Annotated in this window: 20 protein-coding genes and 2 pseudogenes; 6 read left to right on the forward strand and 16 right to left on the reverse strand. The window is 64.4% G+C overall.

The window, feature by feature from the left end; genetic code table 11:
- Positions 1–6: 6 nt before the first annotated feature.
- Both ACFYLW_RS02855 and ACFYLW_RS02860 read left to right on the forward strand, forming a co-directional pair.
- Positions 7–777: pseudogene (locus tag ACFYLW_RS02855) on the forward strand (type IV secretory system conjugative DNA transfer family protein); the annotation flags it as partial.
- Positions 778–1,230: 453 nt separating this feature from the next.
- The gene (locus ACFYLW_RS02860; RefSeq protein ID WP_390182752.1) at positions 1,231–1,665 is read left to right on the forward strand and encodes a hypothetical protein; all 435 of its coding nucleotides are present in this window, start codon (positions 1,231–1,233) and stop codon (positions 1,663–1,665) included.
- 60 nt (positions 1,666–1,725) lie between these two features.
- On the opposite strand, the gene mnhG is transcribed toward ACFYLW_RS02860, so the two are convergent.
- The 10 genes and pseudogenes from mnhG to ACFYLW_RS02910 all read right to left on the reverse strand — a co-directional run bounded on the left by mnhG (position 1,726) and on the right by ACFYLW_RS02910 (position 10,291).
- Complete coding sequence (mnhG, locus tag ACFYLW_RS02865; RefSeq protein ID WP_292084027.1) at positions 1,726–2,064, reverse strand: monovalent cation/H(+) antiporter subunit G; 339 nt, start codon at positions 2,062–2,064, stop codon at positions 1,726–1,728.
- A complete protein-coding gene (locus ACFYLW_RS02870; protein ID WP_390182753.1) occupies positions 2,061–2,345 on the reverse strand; it encodes a K+/H+ antiporter subunit F in 285 nt (94 codons plus the stop codon). The genes mnhG and ACFYLW_RS02870 overlap by 4 nt, the downstream gene beginning before the upstream one ends.
- Positions 2,342–2,833 carry a Na+/H+ antiporter subunit E gene (locus ACFYLW_RS02875; protein WP_292084025.1) on the reverse strand — a complete coding sequence of 164 codons (492 nt, stop codon included), beginning with the start codon at positions 2,831–2,833 and terminating at the stop codon, positions 2,342–2,344. The genes ACFYLW_RS02870 and ACFYLW_RS02875 overlap by 4 nt, the downstream gene beginning before the upstream one ends.
- Positions 2,830–4,425, reverse strand: coding sequence for a monovalent cation/H+ antiporter subunit D (locus ACFYLW_RS02880; protein ID WP_390182755.1), 1,596 nt, complete (start codon positions 4,423–4,425; stop codon positions 2,830–2,832). Before ACFYLW_RS02880 ends, ACFYLW_RS02875 begins: the two co-directional genes overlap by 4 nt.
- Complete coding sequence (locus ACFYLW_RS02885; protein WP_292084023.1) at positions 4,422–4,766, reverse strand: Na+/H+ antiporter subunit C; 345 nt, start codon at positions 4,764–4,766, stop codon at positions 4,422–4,424. Before ACFYLW_RS02885 ends, ACFYLW_RS02880 begins: the two co-directional genes overlap by 4 nt.
- Positions 4,766–7,681, reverse strand: a complete 2,916-nt coding sequence (locus ACFYLW_RS02890; RefSeq protein WP_390182756.1) for a monovalent cation/H+ antiporter subunit A — start codon at positions 7,679–7,681, stop codon at positions 4,766–4,768. The genes ACFYLW_RS02885 and ACFYLW_RS02890 overlap by 1 nt, the downstream gene beginning before the upstream one ends.
- Before the next feature lie 259 nt (positions 7,682–7,940).
- Positions 7,941–8,207: a hypothetical protein gene (locus ACFYLW_RS02895; protein ID WP_292084021.1), complete on the reverse strand. Its 267-nt coding sequence runs from the start codon at positions 8,205–8,207 to the stop codon at positions 7,941–7,943.
- Positions 8,208–8,231: 24 nt separating this feature from the next.
- Positions 8,232–9,140, reverse strand: a complete 909-nt coding sequence (locus ACFYLW_RS02900) for an FAD-binding oxidoreductase (RefSeq protein ID WP_390182757.1) — start codon at positions 9,138–9,140, stop codon at positions 8,232–8,234.
- A 49-nt stretch (positions 9,141–9,189) separates the two neighbouring features.
- Positions 9,190–9,438: pseudogene (locus tag ACFYLW_RS02905) on the reverse strand (nitric oxide dioxygenase); the annotation flags it as partial.
- Positions 9,439–9,601: 163 nt separating this feature from the next.
- Positions 9,602–10,291, reverse strand: coding sequence for an alternative oxidase (locus ACFYLW_RS02910; protein ID WP_313472115.1), 690 nt, complete (start codon positions 10,289–10,291; stop codon positions 9,602–9,604).
- A gap of 160 nt (positions 10,292–10,451) precedes the next feature.
- On the opposite strand from ACFYLW_RS02910, the gene ACFYLW_RS02915 reads away from it, so the two are divergent.
- Both ACFYLW_RS02915 and fixJ read left to right on the forward strand, forming a co-directional pair.
- Positions 10,452–11,906 (forward strand): PAS domain S-box protein, encoded by a 1,455-nt coding sequence (locus ACFYLW_RS02915; protein ID WP_390182758.1) that lies wholly within the window; start codon positions 10,452–10,454, stop codon positions 11,904–11,906.
- A gap of 14 nt (positions 11,907–11,920) precedes the next feature.
- Entirely contained in the window at positions 11,921–12,508 is a 588-nt protein-coding gene (gene fixJ / locus ACFYLW_RS02920) for a response regulator FixJ (protein WP_390182759.1), read from the forward strand.
- 152 nt (positions 12,509–12,660) lie between these two features.
- On the opposite strand, the gene ACFYLW_RS02925 is transcribed toward fixJ, so the two are convergent.
- The 6 genes from ACFYLW_RS02925 to ACFYLW_RS02950 form a co-directional block, all read right to left on the reverse strand.
- Positions 12,661–13,572 (reverse strand): SulP family inorganic anion transporter, encoded by a 912-nt coding sequence (locus tag ACFYLW_RS02925; RefSeq protein WP_390182760.1) that lies wholly within the window; start codon positions 13,570–13,572, stop codon positions 12,661–12,663.
- Positions 13,573–13,588: 16 nt separating this feature from the next.
- Positions 13,589–15,442, reverse strand: coding sequence for a DNA ligase D (gene ligD / locus ACFYLW_RS02930; RefSeq protein ID WP_292084015.1), 1,854 nt, complete (start codon positions 15,440–15,442; stop codon positions 13,589–13,591).
- A gap of 176 nt (positions 15,443–15,618) precedes the next feature.
- Positions 15,619–16,173 (reverse strand): DUF488 family protein, encoded by a 555-nt coding sequence (locus tag ACFYLW_RS02935; RefSeq protein WP_292084014.1) that lies wholly within the window; start codon positions 16,171–16,173, stop codon positions 15,619–15,621.
- Complete coding sequence (locus ACFYLW_RS02940) at positions 16,170–16,391, reverse strand: DUF2945 domain-containing protein (RefSeq protein WP_292084013.1); 222 nt, start codon at positions 16,389–16,391, stop codon at positions 16,170–16,172. The genes ACFYLW_RS02935 and ACFYLW_RS02940 overlap by 4 nt, the downstream gene beginning before the upstream one ends.
- 207 nt (positions 16,392–16,598) lie before the next feature.
- Positions 16,599–17,069, reverse strand: a complete 471-nt coding sequence (locus ACFYLW_RS02945) for a GNAT family N-acetyltransferase (RefSeq protein ID WP_390182761.1) — start codon at positions 17,067–17,069, stop codon at positions 16,599–16,601.
- Between the two features lie 74 nt (positions 17,070–17,143).
- On the reverse strand, positions 17,144–18,205 hold the full coding sequence (locus ACFYLW_RS02950; RefSeq protein WP_390182762.1) for a site-specific integrase: 1,062 nt from the start codon (positions 18,203–18,205) through the stop codon (positions 17,144–17,146).
- A 112-nt stretch (positions 18,206–18,317) separates the two neighbouring features.
- Between ACFYLW_RS02950 and dusA the strand changes: the two genes are divergently transcribed.
- Positions 18,318–19,343 carry a tRNA dihydrouridine(20/20a) synthase DusA gene (gene dusA / locus ACFYLW_RS02955; protein ID WP_390182763.1) on the forward strand — a complete coding sequence of 342 codons (1,026 nt, stop codon included), beginning with the start codon at positions 18,318–18,320 and terminating at the stop codon, positions 19,341–19,343.
- Positions 19,344–19,391: 48 nt separating this feature from the next.
- The gene (locus ACFYLW_RS02960; protein WP_390182764.1) at positions 19,392–20,216 is read left to right on the forward strand and encodes a sulfite exporter TauE/SafE family protein; all 825 of its coding nucleotides are present in this window, start codon (positions 19,392–19,394) and stop codon (positions 20,214–20,216) included.
- Positions 20,217–20,271: the final 55 nt, after the last annotated feature.

Consider the following 20,271-nt stretch of genomic DNA (forward strand, 5'->3'; position numbering starts at 1 on the left):
GGGAGCATGTCCGCTGGAAAGATCCTCTGGGGCCAGATCAGCCTGGTCCTCGGTCTCATCCTCGCCGGCGTCTGGGGGGCGACCCAGTGGACGGCCTGGCGCCTGGCCTATCAGCCGGCGCTCGGCGCGCCCTGGTTCGAGCTCATGGGGCATTCGATCTACGCCCCGCCGAGCCTCTTCTTCTGGTGGTTCATCTATGAGGCCTATGCGCCGCGGCTCTTCCTGGAGGGCGGGGCGATCGCGGCGGGTTCTGCGCTCGTCGCCATCGGGGTCTCGATCGCCATGGCGGTCTGGCGTTCGCGAGAGGCGGCGTCGGCGACGACCTACGGCACCGCGCGATGGGGCGACGTCCGGGACGCCCGCGCCGCCGGCTTGATGGGTGATGACGGCGTGCTGCTGGGCGAGATGGACGGCCGGTATCTGCGCCACCACGGACCCGAGCATGTGCTGTGCTTCGCGCCGACCCGCTCGGGCAAGGGGGTCGGTCTGGTGGTGCCGACCCTCCTGACCTGGGGCGGCTCGGCCCTCGTCCATGACATCAAGGGCGAGAACTGGTCCCTGACCGCGGGATGGCGCGCTCGCTTCGGGCCGGTCCTGATGTTCAATCCGACCGATGCGGGGAGCGCCGCCTACAACCCCCTGATGGAGGTGCGGCCGGGACCGCTCGAGGTGCGCGACGTCCAGAACATCGCCGACATTCTCGTCGACCCCGAAGGCGCGCTCGAACGTCGGAACCACTCGGAGAAGACAAGCCATGCTCTCTTGGTCGGGGGGGTCGGTGGGATTGCTGTCGTCGCGGGCGATGTCCTCCATAAGCTTTTGCAAGAGCTTCCGAGTTTCGCCGAGATCCGGAAGTTCAGCTAGGTTGAACTGCTGTCGCGCGCCCGCTTCTTCGCGAGGTAGCTCGATAATGACCTGGCCTTGCCATCCGGCCACTCCGGCCTCCCGAATGCGTTCGTTGGCCCTCCGGAACACCGCGCGATCGAATAACGCCAGGTGACGATCGAAGGCACCTAGCATTTCGTACAGCCGCTTCTGGGGAGCAAGCACGAAGGTCTCGCTGTCTCGCGTCACCACATAGTGCCTTGGATCTGCGAGGTCACCACAGCGCGCCTCGCCCATAAGGCGGGCGACTAGGTCGATCAAATCCCGATAATCGTCTTCGGTCATCATCCGCCGCCCTCATGGCCTTGTCCCGAGTGTCTAGTAACGCAACCCAAGATTTACGCTATGGCCAAGCTGGCGGGTAGCGGGATGTCCGTTATCCGCATCAAGCTGAACGTCTGCTTTTGGCGCTTGTCTGACGTCAGGGTGCCTGCTCAAACGCGAGCAAGCAGGCACCGCCCCAGGCTGATAATGCTGTCTGCCGCATCAAACGACGGGGTGATTAGTCGTGCCTATTTAGAGAAGATCGCTGGTCTTTGGGGATGGTGCGAGATTCAGATCAGCCCCATCCTGGGGATGATCTCTCAAGCCGTCTTCGTCCAGTTCATCGAGTTCAGCAGCTTCAACGAAAATGATGGTCTCGCCTGGACGAAGGTGGCTCTGAACGGCGTCTCGTGCGTCATCGGCGCTGAGGGCTTCTGTCCGGATCAGCCGCGAGGAGCCGTCCTCCGCGCCGAGGGTCACTTCAAAAACCGCCGCCATGATGACTCCGTATCTTAGTGGTCTTGATCTGCAACGCTTCTAAGATGGCCGGCGTTGCGCTCGTGACGATCTGTCGCCCTATTCCGGCGGTGCAGCCTTGTCGCCCTCGACGCGGTCGCGATAGACGGCGGCGCGGGCCAGCAGGATCAGGGTCACGGGCGTCGTGACGGTCAGGAAGACCCCGATGAGCAGGTCGCGGAGCGCAAGCCGCCCCTCGGTCAGTGACCAGAAGGCGACCGAGGCCACGACGATCAGCGCCATGCCCAGGGTGGCTCCCAGAGTGGGCGCATGAACCCGCTCATAGAAGCGTTTCAGAACCACAAGGCCGACGGAGCCGATCAGCGCCAGCAGGCTGCCGAAAACCGTGACGGCGACGATGGTCCAGGCCGCCCACAGCGGTAGGTCGGAAGGGGTCATTCGATCACCTCGCCACGCATCAGGAACTTGGCCAGGGCGACGGTGGCGGTGAAGCCCAGCATGCCGATGATCAGGGCCGCCTCGAAGTAGAGGCTGACCCCGCTGCGCATTCCCTGAACCAGGATCAGCAGCATGGCGTTCAGATAGAGGGTGTCGAGACCCAGGACGCGGTCCTGCGCGCGCGGCCCGCGCATCATGCGCAAGGCGGCCAGCAGCATGGCCAGCAAAAGCATGGCCTGGGCCGCGCCCAACCCCCAATAGAGAACGGCGGAGGCGGTCATGGGAAGATCTCCAACAGCAGGCGCTCATAACGACCCTTGATCAGGTCGATCCAGTCTTGCTCCTCGACCAGGTCGAGGACGTGCAGCAGCAGGCGCCCCGACGGCCGGTCATATTGGACCCACAGGGTGCCGGGCGTGCTGGTCACGATGATGGCGAGCACCGCCAGGCCGTAACGGTTGCGCAGGTCCAGCGGCACATGGATGAAGCCGGAAACACGCTGACGTCTGCGCCGCCCCATGATGATGATGGCCACGGCGTAGTTGGAGCGCACGACATCGACGGCGACATAGCCGGCCAACCGCAGGATGGCGCCCGGCGAGCGGACTCCGGATCGGTCGGGCTCCAGCCGTCGCATGACCTGGGGTATGGCCAGGGCGGCGATCAGGGCGACAAGGACGTCGCCCGCCGAAATGGGCCCGCTCAGCACAAGCCAGCTGGCAAACAGCCCCAGGGCCAACAGGGGGTGGGGCAGGAGGGCGCGGATCATGCGGCGTCTCCCAACACGGCGCTGATATAGGCCTTGGGCGAAGCCAGCCATTCGCCGGTCTTCTCGGCATAGGTCAGTCCGGCGGCGGCCCCGGCGCTCAGCCACAGACAGCACAGGACCAGGCCGCCGATGGCCAGGAACTCGGGACTGCGGACCTTCGGCGCCACGGCGTCCTCGCGCCAGAAGCCCGCAACGCCGAACCGCGTCAGGGCGATCAGGGCGGCGAAACTGGATAGGGTCAGCACCCCGACCAGGGCCCAGCTGGCGGGCGACAGGGCGCCGTCGCCGGACAAGAGGGCGACGAAGATGCCCAGCTTGCCCGCGAAACCGGCAAGGGGCGGCAGGCTGACGGTCACCAGGGCGGCTAGGATGAAGGCCCCGCCGAGGAAGGCGGTCGAGGCCGGCAGGACACGCCCGACCTCTTGCACGTCGTCGGCGGCGAAGGGGTCGTCATATTCGTCATCGAAGACCGCATCCTGGGGCGACGCCGCCACGTCCTCGCCGCGCGCAAGAATCTCGGCGATCAGGAACAGGGTCCCAGCCGCCAGGGTGGAGGCCGCCATGTAGAAGAGCGCGCCGCCGACCGCGTCGGGCACAGCCGTCCCCGCTATGGTCAGGACCGTGCCGGAGGAGACCATGACGGCATAACCAGCCGCCCCTTCAAGGCGTCGCGCCGCCACCATGCCGGCGGCGCCGAAGACGACCGTGGCCGCGCCCGCCACCAGAAGCCAGATATTGCCGAACCCGGCCGAGGCGCCGGCGTCGGCGCCGAACAGCAGGGCGGCCAGGCGCAGGATGACATAGACCCCGACCTTGCTGAGGATGGCAAAGACCGCTGCGACCGGGGCGCTGGCGGCGGCATAGGCTCCCGGGAGCCAGAAGCCGAGCGGCCAGGCCGCCGCCTTGACCAGGAAGGCCACGCCCAGGATGGCGCAGCCGATATGGAACAGGGCGCGGTCATGGTCCGGGATGGCGGCGACCTTGCTGGCGATGTCCGCCATGTTGAGCGCACCGGTCACGCCGTAGATCAGGCTGACCCCGATCAGGAAGAACAGCGACGCCGTCAGGTTGATGGCGACATAGCCCAGTCCGGCCCGCACCCGCTTTTCGCCCGACCCATGCAGCAGAAGGCCGTAGGAGGCGGCCAGCATGACCTCGAAGAAGACGAACAGGTTGAACAGGTCCCCTGTCAGAACGGCTCCGTTCACCCCCATGACCAGCAGCAGGTACAGGGCGTGGAAGCGCGGTCCGGCCCGGTCCCAGCGGGCGTAGGAGAACAGCAAGCCGCCGGCCGCCAGCGTGGCTGTCAGCGCCAGCATCAGGGTCGAAAGCCGATCCGCCACCAGGGTGATGCCGAAGGGAGCGGCCCAGGCGCCGAGGTTGTAGATGCGGGCCGTGTCGTCGCCCGCGGGACCGCCGACGGCTGCTTCGTGCAGCAGGGCATAGGCCACGCCGACCAGAGCGACCAGGCACAGCAGGCTGATCAAGGCCTTCAACCCATAGCGTTGCTCCTTGAGCAGCAGCATGGCCGCCGCCGCGATCAGCGGCAGGACGACGGGCGCGACGATGAGGTGGTCCTGCCAGTCGGTCATTCGCCCGGCTCCCGTCCGTCGATGTGATCGCTTCCGGTGATGCCCCGGCTGGTCAGCAGCACCACCAGGAACAGGGCGGTCAGGGCGAAGCTGATGACGATGGCGGTCAGGACCAGGGCCTGGGGTACGGGGTCGGCATAGGCGGCGGGATCAACCGGCCCTTCGCCCTTCAGCACAGGCGGCGCGCCCGCGCGCAGGCGACCCATGGCGAAGATGAACAGATTGACCGCATAGCCGAGCAGGGACAGGCCGATGATGACCTGGAAGGTGCGCGGGCGCAGCAGCAGCCAGACGCCGGCGGCGGTCAGCACGCCTATGCCGAGAGCGAGGACCAGTTCCATCAGACGCTCTCCTCATCAGTGGTCGCGGGCGAGACGGCGCGCGGTTTGCGGAGGGACTGGTGAGCGATGGCGACCAGCATAAGGACCGTCGCCCCCACCACCAGCAGGGCCACGCCTGCGTCGAACACGACCGCGGACGCCAGCGGCGTCTTGCCGATCAGCGGCAGGTCGACATAGGTGAACCAGGAGGTCAGCAGCGGATAGCCGAACAGCCAGGACGCGACCCCCGACAGGGCCGCGATCAGCAGCCCCCCGCCGATCCAGACCAGGGGCCGAATCTCCAGCCGTTCCTCAACCCAGCGGGCGCCCGAGGCCATGTATTGCAGGATGAAGGCGATCGACAGCGCCACCCCCGCCGCGAAGCCGCCGCCGGGCAGGTCATGCCCGCGCAGGAAGAGATGCAGCGCCAGCAGGATGATGAAGGGGAAGAGCCAGCGCATCACCACGCGCGGGATCAGCATGGTCTCGGATAAGGTGTCCCCCAGCTCGCGATCCTCGCGGCGATCATCGCTGTGGTCCTGGTGCTGCTTCTGCTCGGTATGGCCGAGACTGTCCGACGCCGGACGGAAACGCCGCAGCAGGGCCCAGATCGTCAGTCCGACGATGCCCAGGACCGTGATCTCACCCAGGGTGTCGAAGGCTCGGAAGTCCACCAGCAGCACGTTCACCACATTGCGCCCGCCGCCTTCGGAATAGGCGTGATCCAGGAAGTAGCGAGCCAGCGGCGACGCCGACGGCCGGGTCATGACGGCGAAGGCGACCAGGGCCACGCCGGCGCCGGCGATGATCGCGATGGCGAGATCCGTCACACGCCGCCAGCGGGCCTTGGCTTCCTGTTTGGGCGAAGCGAGGTCGGGTAGGCGTTTGGGCAGCCAGCGCAGGCCGAGCAACAGCAGGACGGTAGTGACGATCTCGACCAGCATCTGGGTCGTGGCCAGGTCGGGGGCCGAGAACCAGACGAAGGTCAGGCAACTGACCAGGCCGGCCCCTCCGACCAGGACCACGGCGGCCAGACGGTGATACTTGGCCTGCCAGGCGGCGGCGATCGCGCAGGCGCCGCCGATGATCCACAACAGGGTGAAGCCCAGGCCGGGACGATGAACCGTCAGCCCGGCCTCATCAAAGCCGAGGCCCGCCATGCCGCTGGCCAGCGCCGCCGCCAGCATACAGGTCAGGATGATGGCCCGCAGGCGCGCCTGCTGTCGTGTGGCGCCGAGGCGACGCACGATCCACTCGGCGCCGCCCTTGAAGGCGCGCATGACCCGGTCATAGGCGCGGGCGCCGTTGAAACGTCCGACCACCCAGGGGCGCTCGCTGGCGTTGATGCGCGGACCCAGCAGCCTGTAGGCCACGACGCCGCCGATCAAGGCGATGGCGCTCATCACCAGCGGCAGGTTGAAGCCGTGCCAGACCGCCAGACTGTAATAGGGGACGTTTTCCCCCAGCACGGAACGGACGGCGACGGCCAGAACCGGGCCGATGGTGATGGCCGGAAGAACGCCGACAATGATGCACAGGCCGACCAGAACCTCGATCGGGAAGCGCATCCAGCGCGGCGGCTCATGCGGGGTCTCGGGCAGATCAACGGGCGGCGGGCCAAAGAAGGTCTGGTGAATGAAGCGCACCGAGTAGAGCACGCTCAGAAGGCTGGCGACTGTGGCCAGAACCGGCAGGGCCAAGTTCAGGTGGCGCCCGCCGGTATGGGCGATCGCCTCGGCCAGGAACATCTCCTTGGACAGAAAGCCGTTCAGCAGGGGCACCCCGGCCATCGCGGCGGCGGCCACGATGGCCAGGGCCGCCGTGACCGGCATGGACCGTCTGAGACCGCTGAGCTTGCGCATGTCGCGCGTGCCGGTCTCGTGGTCGATGACCCCTGCGGCCATGAACAGGGAGGCCTTGAAAGTGGCGTGGTTGACCGTGTGGAAGATGGCCGCCACGGCCGCCAGCGGACTGCCCAGCCCCAGCAACAGGGTGATCAGCCCGAGATGGCTTATGGTGGAATAGGCCAGCAGGCCCTTGAGGTCGTTCTGGAAGACGGCGTTCCAGGCCCCGAACAACAGGGTCGCAATCCCCGCAGTGCTGACGATGACATACCAGGCGTCGGTTCCCGCCAGCACCGGCCACAGGCGGATCATCAGAAAGACGCCCGCCTTCACCATGGTCGCCGAATGCAGATAGGCGCTGACCGGGGTCGGAGCGGCCATGGCGCGGGGCAGCCAGAAGTGGAACGGGAATTGCGCGCTCTTGGTCAGGGCGCCCGCCAGGATCAGAAGCAGGGCGGTCAGATACCAGGGGCTGTTCTTGATGATCTCGCCCGACGCCAGCACCGCGTCCAGATCGAAACTGCCGACGATGCGGCCCAGCACAACGACCCCGGCCAGCAGGCACAAGCCGCCCGCCGCCGTAACGGTCAGCGCCATCCGCGCCCCGTCGCGGGCCGACGCGCTATGGTGCCAATAGCCGATCAGCAGGAAGGAAAAGAGGCTGGTTAGCTCCCAGAAGACGGCCAACTGGATCAGGTCGCCGGCCATGACCATGCCGGTCATCGCGCCCATGAAGGCCAGCAGGAAGGCGAAGAAGCGCGGGACCGGATCGTCGGCCGACATGTAGTAGCGGGCGTAGAGCACCACGAGGGCGCCGATGCCCTGCACCATGATTGCGAACAGCCATGCCAGACCATCCATCCGCAGGGTGAAGTGGACGCCGAACGTGGGCATCCAGGGCGTGGACCAGCGCACAGACTCTCCGCTGGCGACGGCGGGGAAAAGGGCCACCAGGCAGAGCAGGCCCGCCAGAGACGTCAGCCAGGCCAGTGCTGCTGCGGCGTTCCGGGCGCGTGACGGCAGAAAGATCGCCATCATTGCCGCCACAAAGGGCGCCCCGAACGGAATGAGCAGCAGCAGGGTATGGGGCATGCGTGACGGAGTTCCTGTTGCGGGGCGTTGCTAGCCTAGAGAACGGACCGCATTAGAACTATAGGCTGATCTGCGGCGATCTGACCCGCAAATATCGTGAATTCACAGGTCGCTAGCGCGCCTTCATTCATGACTTATCTATAGAGTCCGAGGTGGTGCGACTCTCAGACTGTTTTTCATGCGGCTGCCAAGAGTCCTCATTTTGGGCCGCGCGCCAATGATGGCTCAAGGCGCATCCGGAACTCAATCGAATGTGCTTTTAGGCGAAACCTGCCTTCCGATTCAGAAAGATCACGCAACCGATCAGTGCGAGCAGCGGGCTGAGGCCGATCAACACCAGAAAGGCGGCTCGCCGGCCGATCACGCCGCTGACCATCGTGCCGACGGGAATGCGGATCGAAAGAGCCAGTGGCGTGCCGACAATGGCCACGGCGATGGCGCGGCCCTTGAGGTGTTTGGGCGCCTGCTCCGATTCATGGCGCCGGTGATCGGACGACTGACACGCCGGATCGAGGACGTCTGACATCGGCAGACCATGAGAGGGCGGCCCTCAGGCCGCCAGGGCTTCGTCGGCAGGGCCGAAGAACTCATAGTGGATGCGATCGGCGGGCACCCCGATGGCGACCAGCTCGGAGACCAGAGCCCGCAAGAAGGGGCGGGGGCCGCACAGGTAATAGTCGGCCTCGTTCACCGGGGTCTCCGAGGCCAGCCAGGCGCCTGAGATCCGACCCGTCCGTTCGTGAGCGGCCAGGTTCGCAGCCTCCGGTACGCTTTCGTAGAAGACAGTGTTGCGGCTGGCGGGAATGGCTGCGGCGAGCCGGCGAACATGATCGCCCATGGCGTGGGAGGCGACATCGCGCGCGCCGTGAACATAGTGAACCCCGGCTTGCGGTTGTCGGGCCGCCAGCGTCTCCAGCATCGAAACCATGGGGGTCAGGCCGACGCCGCCAGACAGGAGCACGATGGGTCGTTGCGGATCCTCCGGCAAGAAGAAGTCGCCCGCCGGCGCGCCGACCTTGAGAATTTTGCCGGGCCGGGCGTGTTCGTGGAGCCAGGTCGAGGCGAGACCATGCGGCTCCCGCTTCACTGAGATCCTATAGGTCTCCCCGTTCGGCGCGGAGGAGATCGAATAGTTGCGCTTGATCGGCGAGTGCCCGGGCAGGTCAAGCCAGAAGGTGAGGTACTGCCCAGGCTTGTGAGCCAGCACCGGTCCGCGATCGACCGGCCGCAGGATGATGGAGGTGATGACCGAACTCTCGGGTTGGACTTCCGCCACCTCGAAGGCGCGCCAGCCGTTCCATCCGCCTTCGGCGGCGGCGAGGTTCTCGTAGAGGGCCGCCTCGCGTGTGATGAGGATGTTCGCGAGGAACCAGTAGGCCTCGCCCCAGGCAGCGAGAACGTCTTCGGTCGCAGCCTCGCCCAGGACATGGCCGATGGCGCCAAGCGGCGCTTGCGACATGAGGGTAATGGTCCGGCATGATCTGCAGCCCGACGTGTTTCTGCGCAATGCGTTCAACTGCGGCCGTCAGCGCGCCGAGATTGTCGATATTGGCGGCATAGGCGAGGATGGCGCCTGTGAGCGCCCGGGGCTGGGAGCCAGTATCGCCATGGTGGGATTGATTGAAGAGATCGCGGATTTCCGGATTTTGGAACATCCGGGCGTACATCTCCCGGACAATGTCCAGGCCATGGGCCTCAAGGGCTGGAACTGTGGCTTTGACGATCGTGACCGTCCGCTCGCTGAGGGCTTGCGACATCAGTAGGTGTCCTCGGTAAACTGGAAACTGGAAAACGCGGTCGTTCAGGCCGCAGGATTGTCGGCGGCGTGCCCAAGCCGGGTCAGGTCGGCAGGACACGCGCGGCGCTTCATAGATGTCCGCGCATGTGAGGGGGCAGACGGCTCGACGGAGAGGCGAGGCTTCAGGCCGCAGTCTTCCAGGTCGGCTCCAGAGCAGCGTGAGGCGGGCAGGGCGCCACGGCCTGGACGGGCAATCCCCCGAGCTCGTTGGCGTAGCCGTGGTTGACGTCCCGGTGGTGGGCCTCGTCCGCGCGAACGACGAGGACGACGTCGCGCAGGGTCGCAGTGTCAGGAAGGTTCCAGTAGCGTTTGGCGATCTCTGGGGCCGGTACATTGGGCGAGCGCCCTTCGTCGATTTCGGCGAGGTAGTGGGTGTAGCTGATCACCGCTTCTTCCTCGAAATAGCCGACCACCCGGTGGGCAGTCTTGTTGGATACGAGATAGAGACCAAAGAAGAAAAGGTAGAAGACCCACTGGACCGAGACGATGACGAACCGCTCGAACAGCGTCGGCTTCGAGATCTCGATAAAGGTCATCAGGTGCATGCGTTCATTTTCGGCCTCGTCCATCAGGGTCTTGATCCAGCCCCGGTCGTCGCACATCCGACGCAGACAGCTCAGATGGTTGATGGTGGCGCCGACCATGCCGGGCACGGCCGCGACCGTTTCCAGCACGACAGCGCGATGTCCGTATCGCTTGGCGAAGAAGGTATCGGCGCAGAAGCGCAGCAGCTTGGTGAAGCCGAAGGCGACGCGGTCCGACAGTCCCTTGGGCTGGTGGTGGACGGAGAGATCGACGAGTGGGGCGCTCATGGCCTTGGTCCTTGAAACCGGGGTGTCCCGGGCCGGTTCGTCCGGCGAAAGAGGATGAGGCCGATGTAGAAGGGGCGGCCTGAACGCGGTATCCGGGTCTTGACCCTAGGGGAAATTCCGGAGGCGCGGCCCATTGGTGAACAAGGATAGAAAGCGGACGATGCGCGTCTTTCATTCGTCTTCTCCCCTTGTGAGGCCGTCTTCGCCTTGGCTCGCGGTCGCCACGGTTCTCATACTGATCCTCATGGGCGCGTGGGCGCGAGCAAGTCTGCCGTCCCTCTTCGACGTCCGGTTGTCCTTTCTGGTCTTTGTGCCTGCCGTGGTGGCGGGCTCAGCCTTGGGCGGCGTCTGGCCCGGCGCCTTGGCCGCCAGCTTGGGCGTCGCGACGGGACTGCTTCTGGGGGACGGTCAGCCGCATCTTGCGGAAGCCGTGCTCTTCCTCGTCGTCGCGGGCGCCGTGACCTGGGGAGGCGAGTGGTTCCAACGGGTTCTGAAGGAGCTTTCCTCGCGCGAGACCCATCTACGGTTGATTCTGGATACCGTGCCTGACGCTATGATCCTTATCGACGAGAAGGGGGCCATGCGAGCCTTCAGCCCCACTGCAGAACGGCTGTTCGGCTGGACTGCGGCTGAAGCCATCGGGCAGAATGTCAGCCTGTTGATGCCCGCCCCTCATCGCGAAGCGCACGATAGCTATCTTGAACGCTATTACCGGACCGGAGAGCGCCGGATCGTCGGCGTAGGGCGCGTCGTGGTCGGGCGTCGCAAGGACGGGTCCGACTTTCCTCTGGAACTCGCCGTCGGGGAGATGCGGACCAAGGAGGGACGTTTCTTCACCGGGTTTGTGCGGGATCTGACGGAACGCCAACAGGCTGAGGCCAGGATGCAGGAGCTTCAGGCAGACCTGATCCGGGTCTCGCGTCTGACGGCGCTGGGCGAAATGGCGTCAGCGCTCGCTCATGAGCTGAACCAGCCGCTGACCGCCATCACCAACTATCTGAAGGGCGCGGGGCGACTGCTTCGAGCGGAGAATGCGCCGGCCGATCGCATTTCCGACGCCGTGGACCGGGCGGCTGACCAGGCGCTGCGCGCCGGCGTGATCATCCGGCGCCTGCGAGAGTTCGTCGCCCGGGGAGAGACTGAAAGGCGGATCGAGAACCTGCATTCGCTCATCGAGGAGGCCAGCGCACTGGCGCTGGTCGGGGCGCGCGAGCACGGCGTTCAGGTGCGGTTCGCCCTCGATCCGTCCGCTGACCTCGTCATCGCCGACAGGGTTCAAATCCAGCAGGTACTGCTCAATCTGATCCGAAACGCTATGGACGCCATGCAGGACGGCGGGACACGAGACCTGGCCATATCCACCTCGGCGCTGGATGAGGATCATGTTCAGGTCACGGTTTCCGACACGGGGGCGGGGATTGATCCCGATGTGGCCGCCCAGTTGTTCGAGCCCTTCATTACGACGAAGCGGACCGGCATGGGGGTTGGGCTTTCGATATCGCGGACCATAATGGAAGCCCATGGCGGGCGCCTGTGGTTCGAGGCCAACGCCGCTGGAGGCGCGGATTTTCACTTCACGCTTCATCGCGCCCGACTTGAGGAAGAGCTCGCATGACAAACGCTCCGATCATGCACATCATCGACGACGACGCCGCTGTGAGGGATTCGATCGCCTTCCTCCTGAGTACAGCCGGACTATGCGTGCACACCCACGAGTCCGCCGTCGCCTTTCTCGCCGTGAAAAACCGACAGCCCGGGTGCATTATCACGGATGTCCGCATGCCTGACATGACCGGGATAGAGCTAGCGCGCCGATTACAGGCGGACGGTTCCGGGGAACCTGTAATCGTCATCACTGGCCATGCCGACATGCCTCTGGCCGTGGAGGCGTTGCGCGCAGGCGTGGTGGATTTCATTGAAAAGCCGTTCGACGACGAGGTCCTGCTGGCCTCGATCCAGCGTGCGGCGGATCGAGCGGGCGAGACGGCGTCGGCCGAAGCCGAGAAGCGGATGCTGGCGGCGCGTCTCGACGCCCTGTCAGGACGGGAACGCGACGTGCTCGCAGGATTGGTTCAGGGCCACGCCAACAAGGTCATCGCTTATGATCTCAAGATCAGCGCGCGGACCGTGGAAGTCTATCGCGCCAACCTCATGGCCAAGATGCAGGCCGGAAGCCTGTCCGAACTCGTCCGGATGTACCTCACGGTTCATCCCTGACCGGATGCCAAACTAAAGCGGCTTCAACGCTGTTGATGGGTTTTTGGATATCTCTAGCGCGGGCAGGACGGGGCCAAGGCTGAATGTCTCCTCTGGGGCAAGTGGTCCTGAGGTCGCCGACGGGCCGGACGTCCTTTCATGACGCGTTCTAGTCAGTGAGCAATGCCGACAGGCAGGTGCGCTTTGTCGTGCTTGCCGACACGCTGGATCAGCGACTGCGCAGCCTCGTTCATGCCGATGAGACGCACCTCCGCGCCCTGACGGCGATAGCGGAACACCACCTTGTCCACGGCGACGACGGCCGTGAGGTCCCACAGATGCACGTCGCTCATGTCGATCTCGACGCGAGTCGGCTGGCCATGATGCTCGAACGAGGCGGCGAAGACGTCGGCCGAGCCGAAGAACAACTGGCCGCTGACGTGATAGCGCAGCACGCCGGGCTCTGGCGTCTCGATTTCCTGCACGACGATGGTCTTGCCCAGCTTCCGCATGAAGAAGATAGCCGACAGGATCACGCCCAGCACCACGCCCTTGGACAGGTCATGCGTGACGACCACCGTGATCGTGGTGGCCAGCATGACGATGGAGGACTGGACAGGGGTTGAACGCAGGGTCAGCACTGATTTCCAGTCGAAGGTTCCGACCGAGACCATGATCATCACCGCCACCAGCGCGGCCATCGGAATGCGCGCCACCCAGTCCTGAAGCACTAGGATCAGGAACAGCAGGAACAGGCCCGCCCACAGGGTCGACAAGCGCCCGCGCGCGCCGGAGGTCACATTGATGATCGATTGGCCGATCATGGCGCAGCCCGCCATGCCGCCGAACAGGGAGCCGATGAGGACCTGGACGAGGTGAAGGCTGACATCGGCCCGGACGTCTTCACCATTTAGGGCGATGTCGCGAGGCTCGCCGACCTGGTTCGAGCCCGCGTGAGCCCATGCTATTTTCGGTCGGGAGTAGGTTCTGTTCTCAAATGGCGCGTGGGGCTGGAAACGCCCGTCGCGGCGAGCGACGAAACGGCCTTCGACGGGATCATCGACGCCAATGCGAAAAGCGCTCACGCTGTCAGTCCGATGCTCACAAATCCGGCAGCGCCTGATCAGCCCGCCCCCATGAAGAAAGGGCTTTCGATCCCGCGCGTTTGAGGAGCTCAAGCTGATCGCCGACATGAAACAGCGCAGGGCTCGCGATTGTCTCCATTTCCTTCCAAGTGACCGGCGCCGCTACGGGCGCGCCCTCCCTTGAGCGCACGCTGTAAGGCATGACGGCCGTAGCGCCGCGCTGATTGCGGAGATAATCGACAAAGATGCGACCCTTGCGTTGGGCCTTCGGCAGAGCGGCCGTGAACTTGGCCGGCTCTGCCTGAGCGACCGCAATAGCCAGACGCCGGGCGAAATCTTTCACTTCAGGCCATTCGGCCTCGGGGGTCAGCGGCGCGATGACGTGAACGCCCTTGCCCCCGGTGACCATTGGAAATGTCTCCAGTCCGATAGTCGCGAGTATATCGCGAAATCGAAAAGCGGCGGAACGCACGGCCTCGAAATCGAGCCCGACGTCCGGGTCGAGATCGAAGACCAGGCGGTCGGCCTTTTCGACGTCTTCGATCCGTGCGCCCCAGCCGTGGAACTCTATGGTTCCCATCTGGACACAAGTCATCAGACCTTCCGGCGTATCTATATAGAGGTAGGGTTCAGTCTCGCCGTCCTTCTCCTCGATCGCCACATGGCGCACGGCCTCGCCGAAGCTTCCGGCGTCGTGCTTCTGGAAGAAGCACTTTTTCGATCGGCCCTGGGGACATCGCACGAGGCTGATCGGACGAGATGCGACCCAGGGCAGCATGATAGGCGCAACGGCGGCGTAGTAGTCCGCCAGCTGACCCTTGGTGATCTGACACTCCGGAAAGAGGATCCGTTGAGCGTTGCTGATTGGCACGGTCTCACCAGCCGGCGCCGGTGTCTCCAACGCTGGCTTCTCGACAACGACCGCCTCGGGCCTCTTGTCATCCCGCAGGCCGAGATAGCTCGGGTGGCGCAACGTGCCTTCGTTGGTCATTTCAGTGAAAGCGATTTCCGCCACCAGCCGGGGGCGGAGCCAATGGGCGTCCCGAACCTCGGCGCGGGGGGCCTTGACGGTGGGACTGTCCTGTTCGAGCGGTCTCATGACCTCCAGGAGCCGCTGCAACTCCATCGTATCGAAGCCTGTGCCGACCTTGCCTGCATAACGGAGGGCGCCATTCTCGTTTACGGCGAGGATCAAGGAGCGGAAGGCGCGCGACTTGTCTGAAGGAAGCCATCCCGCCACGACAAACTCCTGACGCTGGATACACTTGGTTTTCACCCAAGCCGCCGAGCGTGCGCCGACGTACCGGCTGTCGGCCAGCTTCGACACCACCCCCTCAAGGCCGTTTGCGCAAAAGCTGTTCAACAACTTTTCGCCATTGCCTCGAATATGATCGGAGTAGCGGAGCCGTCCCGGCCTCTTTGGAAGCAGGCCTCGCAGGATAGCCTTGCGCTCAAGCAGCGGGCGAGACGTCAGATCTTCGCCATTCAGCGCGAGAAGATCGAAAGCGACATAGGCGATCCTGCCTGGCTCGCCCTTCAGAGCGCCTTGCAACGTCTGGAAGCTGGAGCGCCCTTCGGCGTCGAACACGACAGCCTCGCCGTCGAGCACCGCGGAGTCCACCTTCAGGGACGCAGCGGCGTCGACGATCCCCGAAAACTTCTCCGACCAGTCAAGTCCGGAGCGCGTAAAGGCTCGAGCGCGACTTCCGCCGACGACGACCTCCAGCCGGTAGCCATCGTACTTCATCTCATGCAGCCAGCGATTTCCTCCTGGCACGGCGTCGACGAGCGTGGCGAGCTGCACGGGACGAAAAGCGGGCAGGGCGGTCGTGGTTTTCGGTCTGGACCGCACGGAGCGTTCCGCGGTCATGGCTTGTGCCCGCCTCGGGCGGGTCTGGTTTCCTGGCTGCCCGTCTGATCAGGGATGTTCGCAAACGAATGGAATGGGCGTCTAGGCGATCTCGCAGCGATCAAGTTGCGTCTAGGCATGGAAGGTCCTTTCCATGACGCAACGCACCTCCCGAAGGAATGGCGCCAACGGCCTTGCTATGGACGCTGTTCGTGGTGCGCAGAAGCCGGATAGCTGACCGTCCCGTCGGGATGAAGGATAGCACCTGCCGTCAATCGAGCCTTCTCCAGCCTGCCGTGTCCCATGATGTGAATGACGGTCTCGCCCCGAGCGAGAAGATTGTCGGCGATGAGCCGTCGATGACACCGCCACCAGACCGCTTCAGAGCACATGATCGCACTAGGCTGGCGCCGCCCCGTTTCGATCAACAGCTCTAACCCGGCGCGGAACGGGGCGGAGAGAGCGTAATCGGCGTAGTTGTGGAAGCTCTTGTTCTCCCAGTAGCCATTTATGCCGTCGGCCACATCTCCGATCCGACCCCGTCTTCCTCCGAGTTTGACATTGTGGTCGTAGGATATCTGGCGCTCCGCCAGTCTGTGGGGAAGCGTTTCCTGGTTGAACTGAGGGTTGGCTCTGGACCTCGGAATCTTCCGGACATCTACGACCTGCAGAACCTGTGTTCCCTGCAACAGGGCGACGAATTCCTCTAGGCTGCGGTTCGAGTGCCCGATTGTGTAGAACGGCAGCGTCATTCTCGACGTCGCACATAATCCAGCGCGGTCCCCTTGTGAGCGGCGATGTGATCAGTCCTGTCGCTCCTGATCTCATATTGAGGTTCTGCTCTGGAAGCGCGGTGAGTGTGACCCTTGTATTCGAAGTCGCGTGTATGAACTCGAGTGATCCGGCCAGTTACTCGCCCTGCCTCGGAATTCCAGATCACATGATCTCCGACATCGAACGTCTTGGGCATTTTGATCTCCGTCAGGAGACAATCTGACCTGGTCGATTTCGTTCCGGCACATGAGGGAACGTCGGAGCGCCGGCGGCGTGAGCCATCATGCTGATGAGCAAAACGGTTTTGATCGCGCCGTGTCGAACCAGGCGACACGATCGCGGGAAGCCTCCATCAGGTTTTTTCCAACCTTCGGATGACGGCGGTCGGGGCGACTGAGCGATGCTAAAGAAAGCGGATCATGCGATAGTTGCGGAAGATCTGGCCGCGGAGTTCAACGTCCTGTTCCTGGACCACCTCGAATCCGCTGCGTTCAAAGAACGGCTTTGCCGTGATGCTCGCGTCCGTACATAAAGACGACAGCTTTTGTTCGCGAGCCTTGAGCAGGATGTGGTCCATCAGGCTCTTGGCGACGCCTCGGCCCTGATGTTGGCAATGGACGAAAAGCATATCGATATGGCCTGTCGGTCCGAGGTCGCTGAAACCTGCAATTCGATTCATGTGTTCGGCGATGAACGTCGGCTTACGCTCAAGACGTTCGGACCACTGGACCAGGTTAACCGCTACCGGCGCCCAGGCCTCGATTTGAGCCGGGCTGTAGTCACGATTGGCGACCTTTCTGACCGAGCCATTGAACAGCTCGACGACAGCGGTCAAATCAGCCGGATCATACGGACGAATTCGGATCGAGTTCATGCGACTGCATTTGGCATGGTGAGGGTTTCCAGCCAAGCTTTACGCCGCCCCAGCTTCCGTGACCGGCGTGCCGCTCATGCCGCCAGACCCGCTGCAATGAGATGAAGGGATTCCGGACGAAGGTGCGTATACCGTCGGAGCATCTTCCAGTCTTTGTGGCCGGTAACAAGCGCGACCTGGTGGATCTGGAAGCCCGCCTCGAACAGGCGACTTGTCCCTTCATGGCGAAGGTCGTGAAAATGGAGATCGATGATGCAGAGCGCTTTGCAGGCTCTCGTGAACGCGGTGCCGGCTGACCGGTGATTGAAAGGGAAGATGCGGGCGTCCGCATTTGTCTGCGAGGAACGCCGCTCTTCAATGAGCGCCACGGGGTCAAAGCCGCTGACTGAAAGAAGTGGAATACGCTGGTCGTTGCCCGATTTCTCGCGAGGGTCCTTGCGATCGCGGATGGTCAGCATCTTGGTCCGCGCTGCATAGTCGTCCCAGACGACCTTGAAAATCTCTTCTTGGCGCATCGCCGTCGCGACTGCGAAGCGAATGACGGCGCCCATGGGAATGGTTTGACGAGGCTTGTCCTCGAAGTGGCGGATCAAGCGCTCCAGTTCTTCATCGCTGGGGCGGCGATCTCGCTCGACGCCCTTGCCAATCAAGCCAAGGCGCTTGAGGGCGAGGCGGGCCATATCAATAGCCTCAACCGAGACAGTCAGGCCGTGAACCGCTGCGGCATGGGAGAGGATGAGCTTGATCGCGCCGATGTCGATGCTCAGCGTCATGGGGCCGGCGCCTTCGGTGGCGCGTCTCCGACCGAAGTCGATGAACAGTTGTCGATCCAGTTGGGCGATCTTCTTCCCGCCCAAGCGCGTCTTCAGCATCTTGAGCGTCGCCGCTTTCGATCGCCTGGGCGCCTTCCCGACGGACTTCATGTCGTGGATGTGCAGGTCGATGAGCTCGCCAAATGTGCGCAGCTTGGCCGAACGAGACGGAGTGGGAACTTCTCCGCGATCGATCCGTCCCTCGGCTTCGGTCGCCCACCGCCGGGCGTCATCGCGTTTGAGGAAGGTCTCGCTTATATAGCGACCCTTCCGTCTTACCTGGACCCGCCACGTTCCTGACGGGAGTTTCGAGTAGGTCGCCATTTCGTGTGCGCTCTGTGTGCACTGAGGTGTCGAAAACCCGGAAAAAACGTCGCATCACGTCGCAAATTCGAGTGCACACGCCGCCTTCCAACTTTTTGATCTTACTGAAAAAATGCCGATAAATCAAGCTCATAGGCTGTCCGTGGCACCCATGATGGACTGGACCGACCGTAACTGCCGGGCGTTTCACCGCGCCCTGAGCAGCCGGGCGCTGCTCTATACCGAGATGGTCACGGCGCCGGCGGTGATCCACGGCGACCGCGAGCGGCTGCTGGGCTTTGACGCGGTCGAACATCCGGTGGCGCTGCAACTGGGCGGCTCCGACCCGGCGCAGCTGGCCGAGGCGGCGAAGATCGGCGAGGCCTATGGCTATGACGAGATCAATCTGAACGTCGGCTGCCCCTCGGACCGGGTCCAGTCGGGCAAGTTCGGCGCCTGCCTGATGCGCGAGCCCGAACTGGTGGCCGACTGCATGGCGGCGATCAAGGGCGCGGTCAGTGTTCCCGCCACCGTCAAATGCCGCATCGGCGTTGATGATCAGGACCCCTTGGTCAGCCTGTTCGCCACGGTGGACGCCTCGGCGGCGGCGGGCGTCACCAGCTTTGTCGTCCATGCGCGTAAGGCTTGGCTGAAAGGCCTGTCGCCCAAGGAAAATCGCGACGTGCCGCCGCTAGACTATGATCTGGTGCGGCGTCTGAAGCGCGAGCGGCCGGATCTGATTATCTGCATCAACGGCGGGATCGGCGATCTGGACCAGGCCGAGGCGCATCTGGATGACACCGACGGCGTGCAGCTGGACGGCGTCATGTTGGGCCGCGCCGCCTATCACGAGCCGGCCCTGCTGGGGCAGGTGGATCGGCGCATCTTCGGCATGGATGTCGAGGACGTCGATCCCTTCGCCGCCATCGAACGCTATCGCCCCTACATGGCCGGGCGGCTGGCCGAGGGGGCGCATCTGGCCAGCATGGCGCGGCATATGCTGGGCCTGATGCACGGCCGGGCCGGAGCGCGGGCCTTCCGCCGCATCCTGACCGTCGAGGGCGTCAAGGCCGGGGCTGGGCTGGAGGTTGTGGACCGCGCGGTCGAGGCCGTGCGTGAGGCCGAGGCGCGGCTGGGCGAGAACGAAGAAGCGGCCTGATCCCCTTTCCGGGATGACGCTGGCGAACGGCAAGGCTATGCCCAAGCCATGAGCGCTCTGCCCCTGTCCGAACTTCTGATGATGGCCGCCGCCCTGGTCGCGGCGGGGGCGGTGGCCGGGGTGATCGGCGGTCTGTTCGGGGTCGGGGGCGGGACGGTGCTGGTGCCGGCGCTCTTCTATGCCTTTTCGGTGCTGGGTGTAGGCGGGCAGAGCAATCTGCATGTCGCCATCGGCACCTCGCTGTTGACCATCGTGGCGACGTCCTTGCGGTCCCTGGCGACCCACCGGGCGCATGGGGCGGTGGACGAGCAGGTGTTGAAGACCTGGACGCCGTGGGTGGCGATCGGCGGCCTGGTCGGAGCGGCCGTCGCGGGCTTTACCTCGATGGAGGGACTGGCCGTCGTCTATGGCGTCTGCCTGCTGCTGATCGCCATGCAGATGGGGTTGCTGCCCGAGCATATGACCCTGCGCAAGGACCTGCCGACCGGCTGGGGACGACGCGGCGTGGGGACGGGCATTGGCCTGCTGTCGGCCATGATGGGCGTCGGCGGCGGCAGTTTCGGCGGCATGACCATGACCCTGTGCGGGCGGCCCATTCATCAGGCGGTGGCCACCGCCAGCGGCTTCGGTCTGGCCATCGGGGCGACGGCGGCGCTTGGGTTCGCGGTCTTCGGCTGGGACGCGCCGGGACGGCCGCCGCTGTCTCTGGGCTACGTCAACGTGCCGGCGGCGGTGATCATGGGGCTGCTGACCGCCTTGACCGCCCCCTATGGCGCGCGATTGGCGCACCGGCTCAACCGTAAGGTGCTGAGGAGGGCCTTTGCGGTCTACCTGCTGCTGACCGCCCTGTCGGTGGTGTGGAAGGCGCTTTGAGAAACGCCCATTTCGCCTACGTAGATTTCCGGGGTCAGACGATAAGGCTTTGGCG

It is taken from the genome of Brevundimonas sp. NPDC007368 (assembly GCF_042869015.1).
In the GTDB taxonomy this organism is placed as follows: Bacteria; Pseudomonadota; Alphaproteobacteria; order Caulobacterales; family Caulobacteraceae; genus Brevundimonas.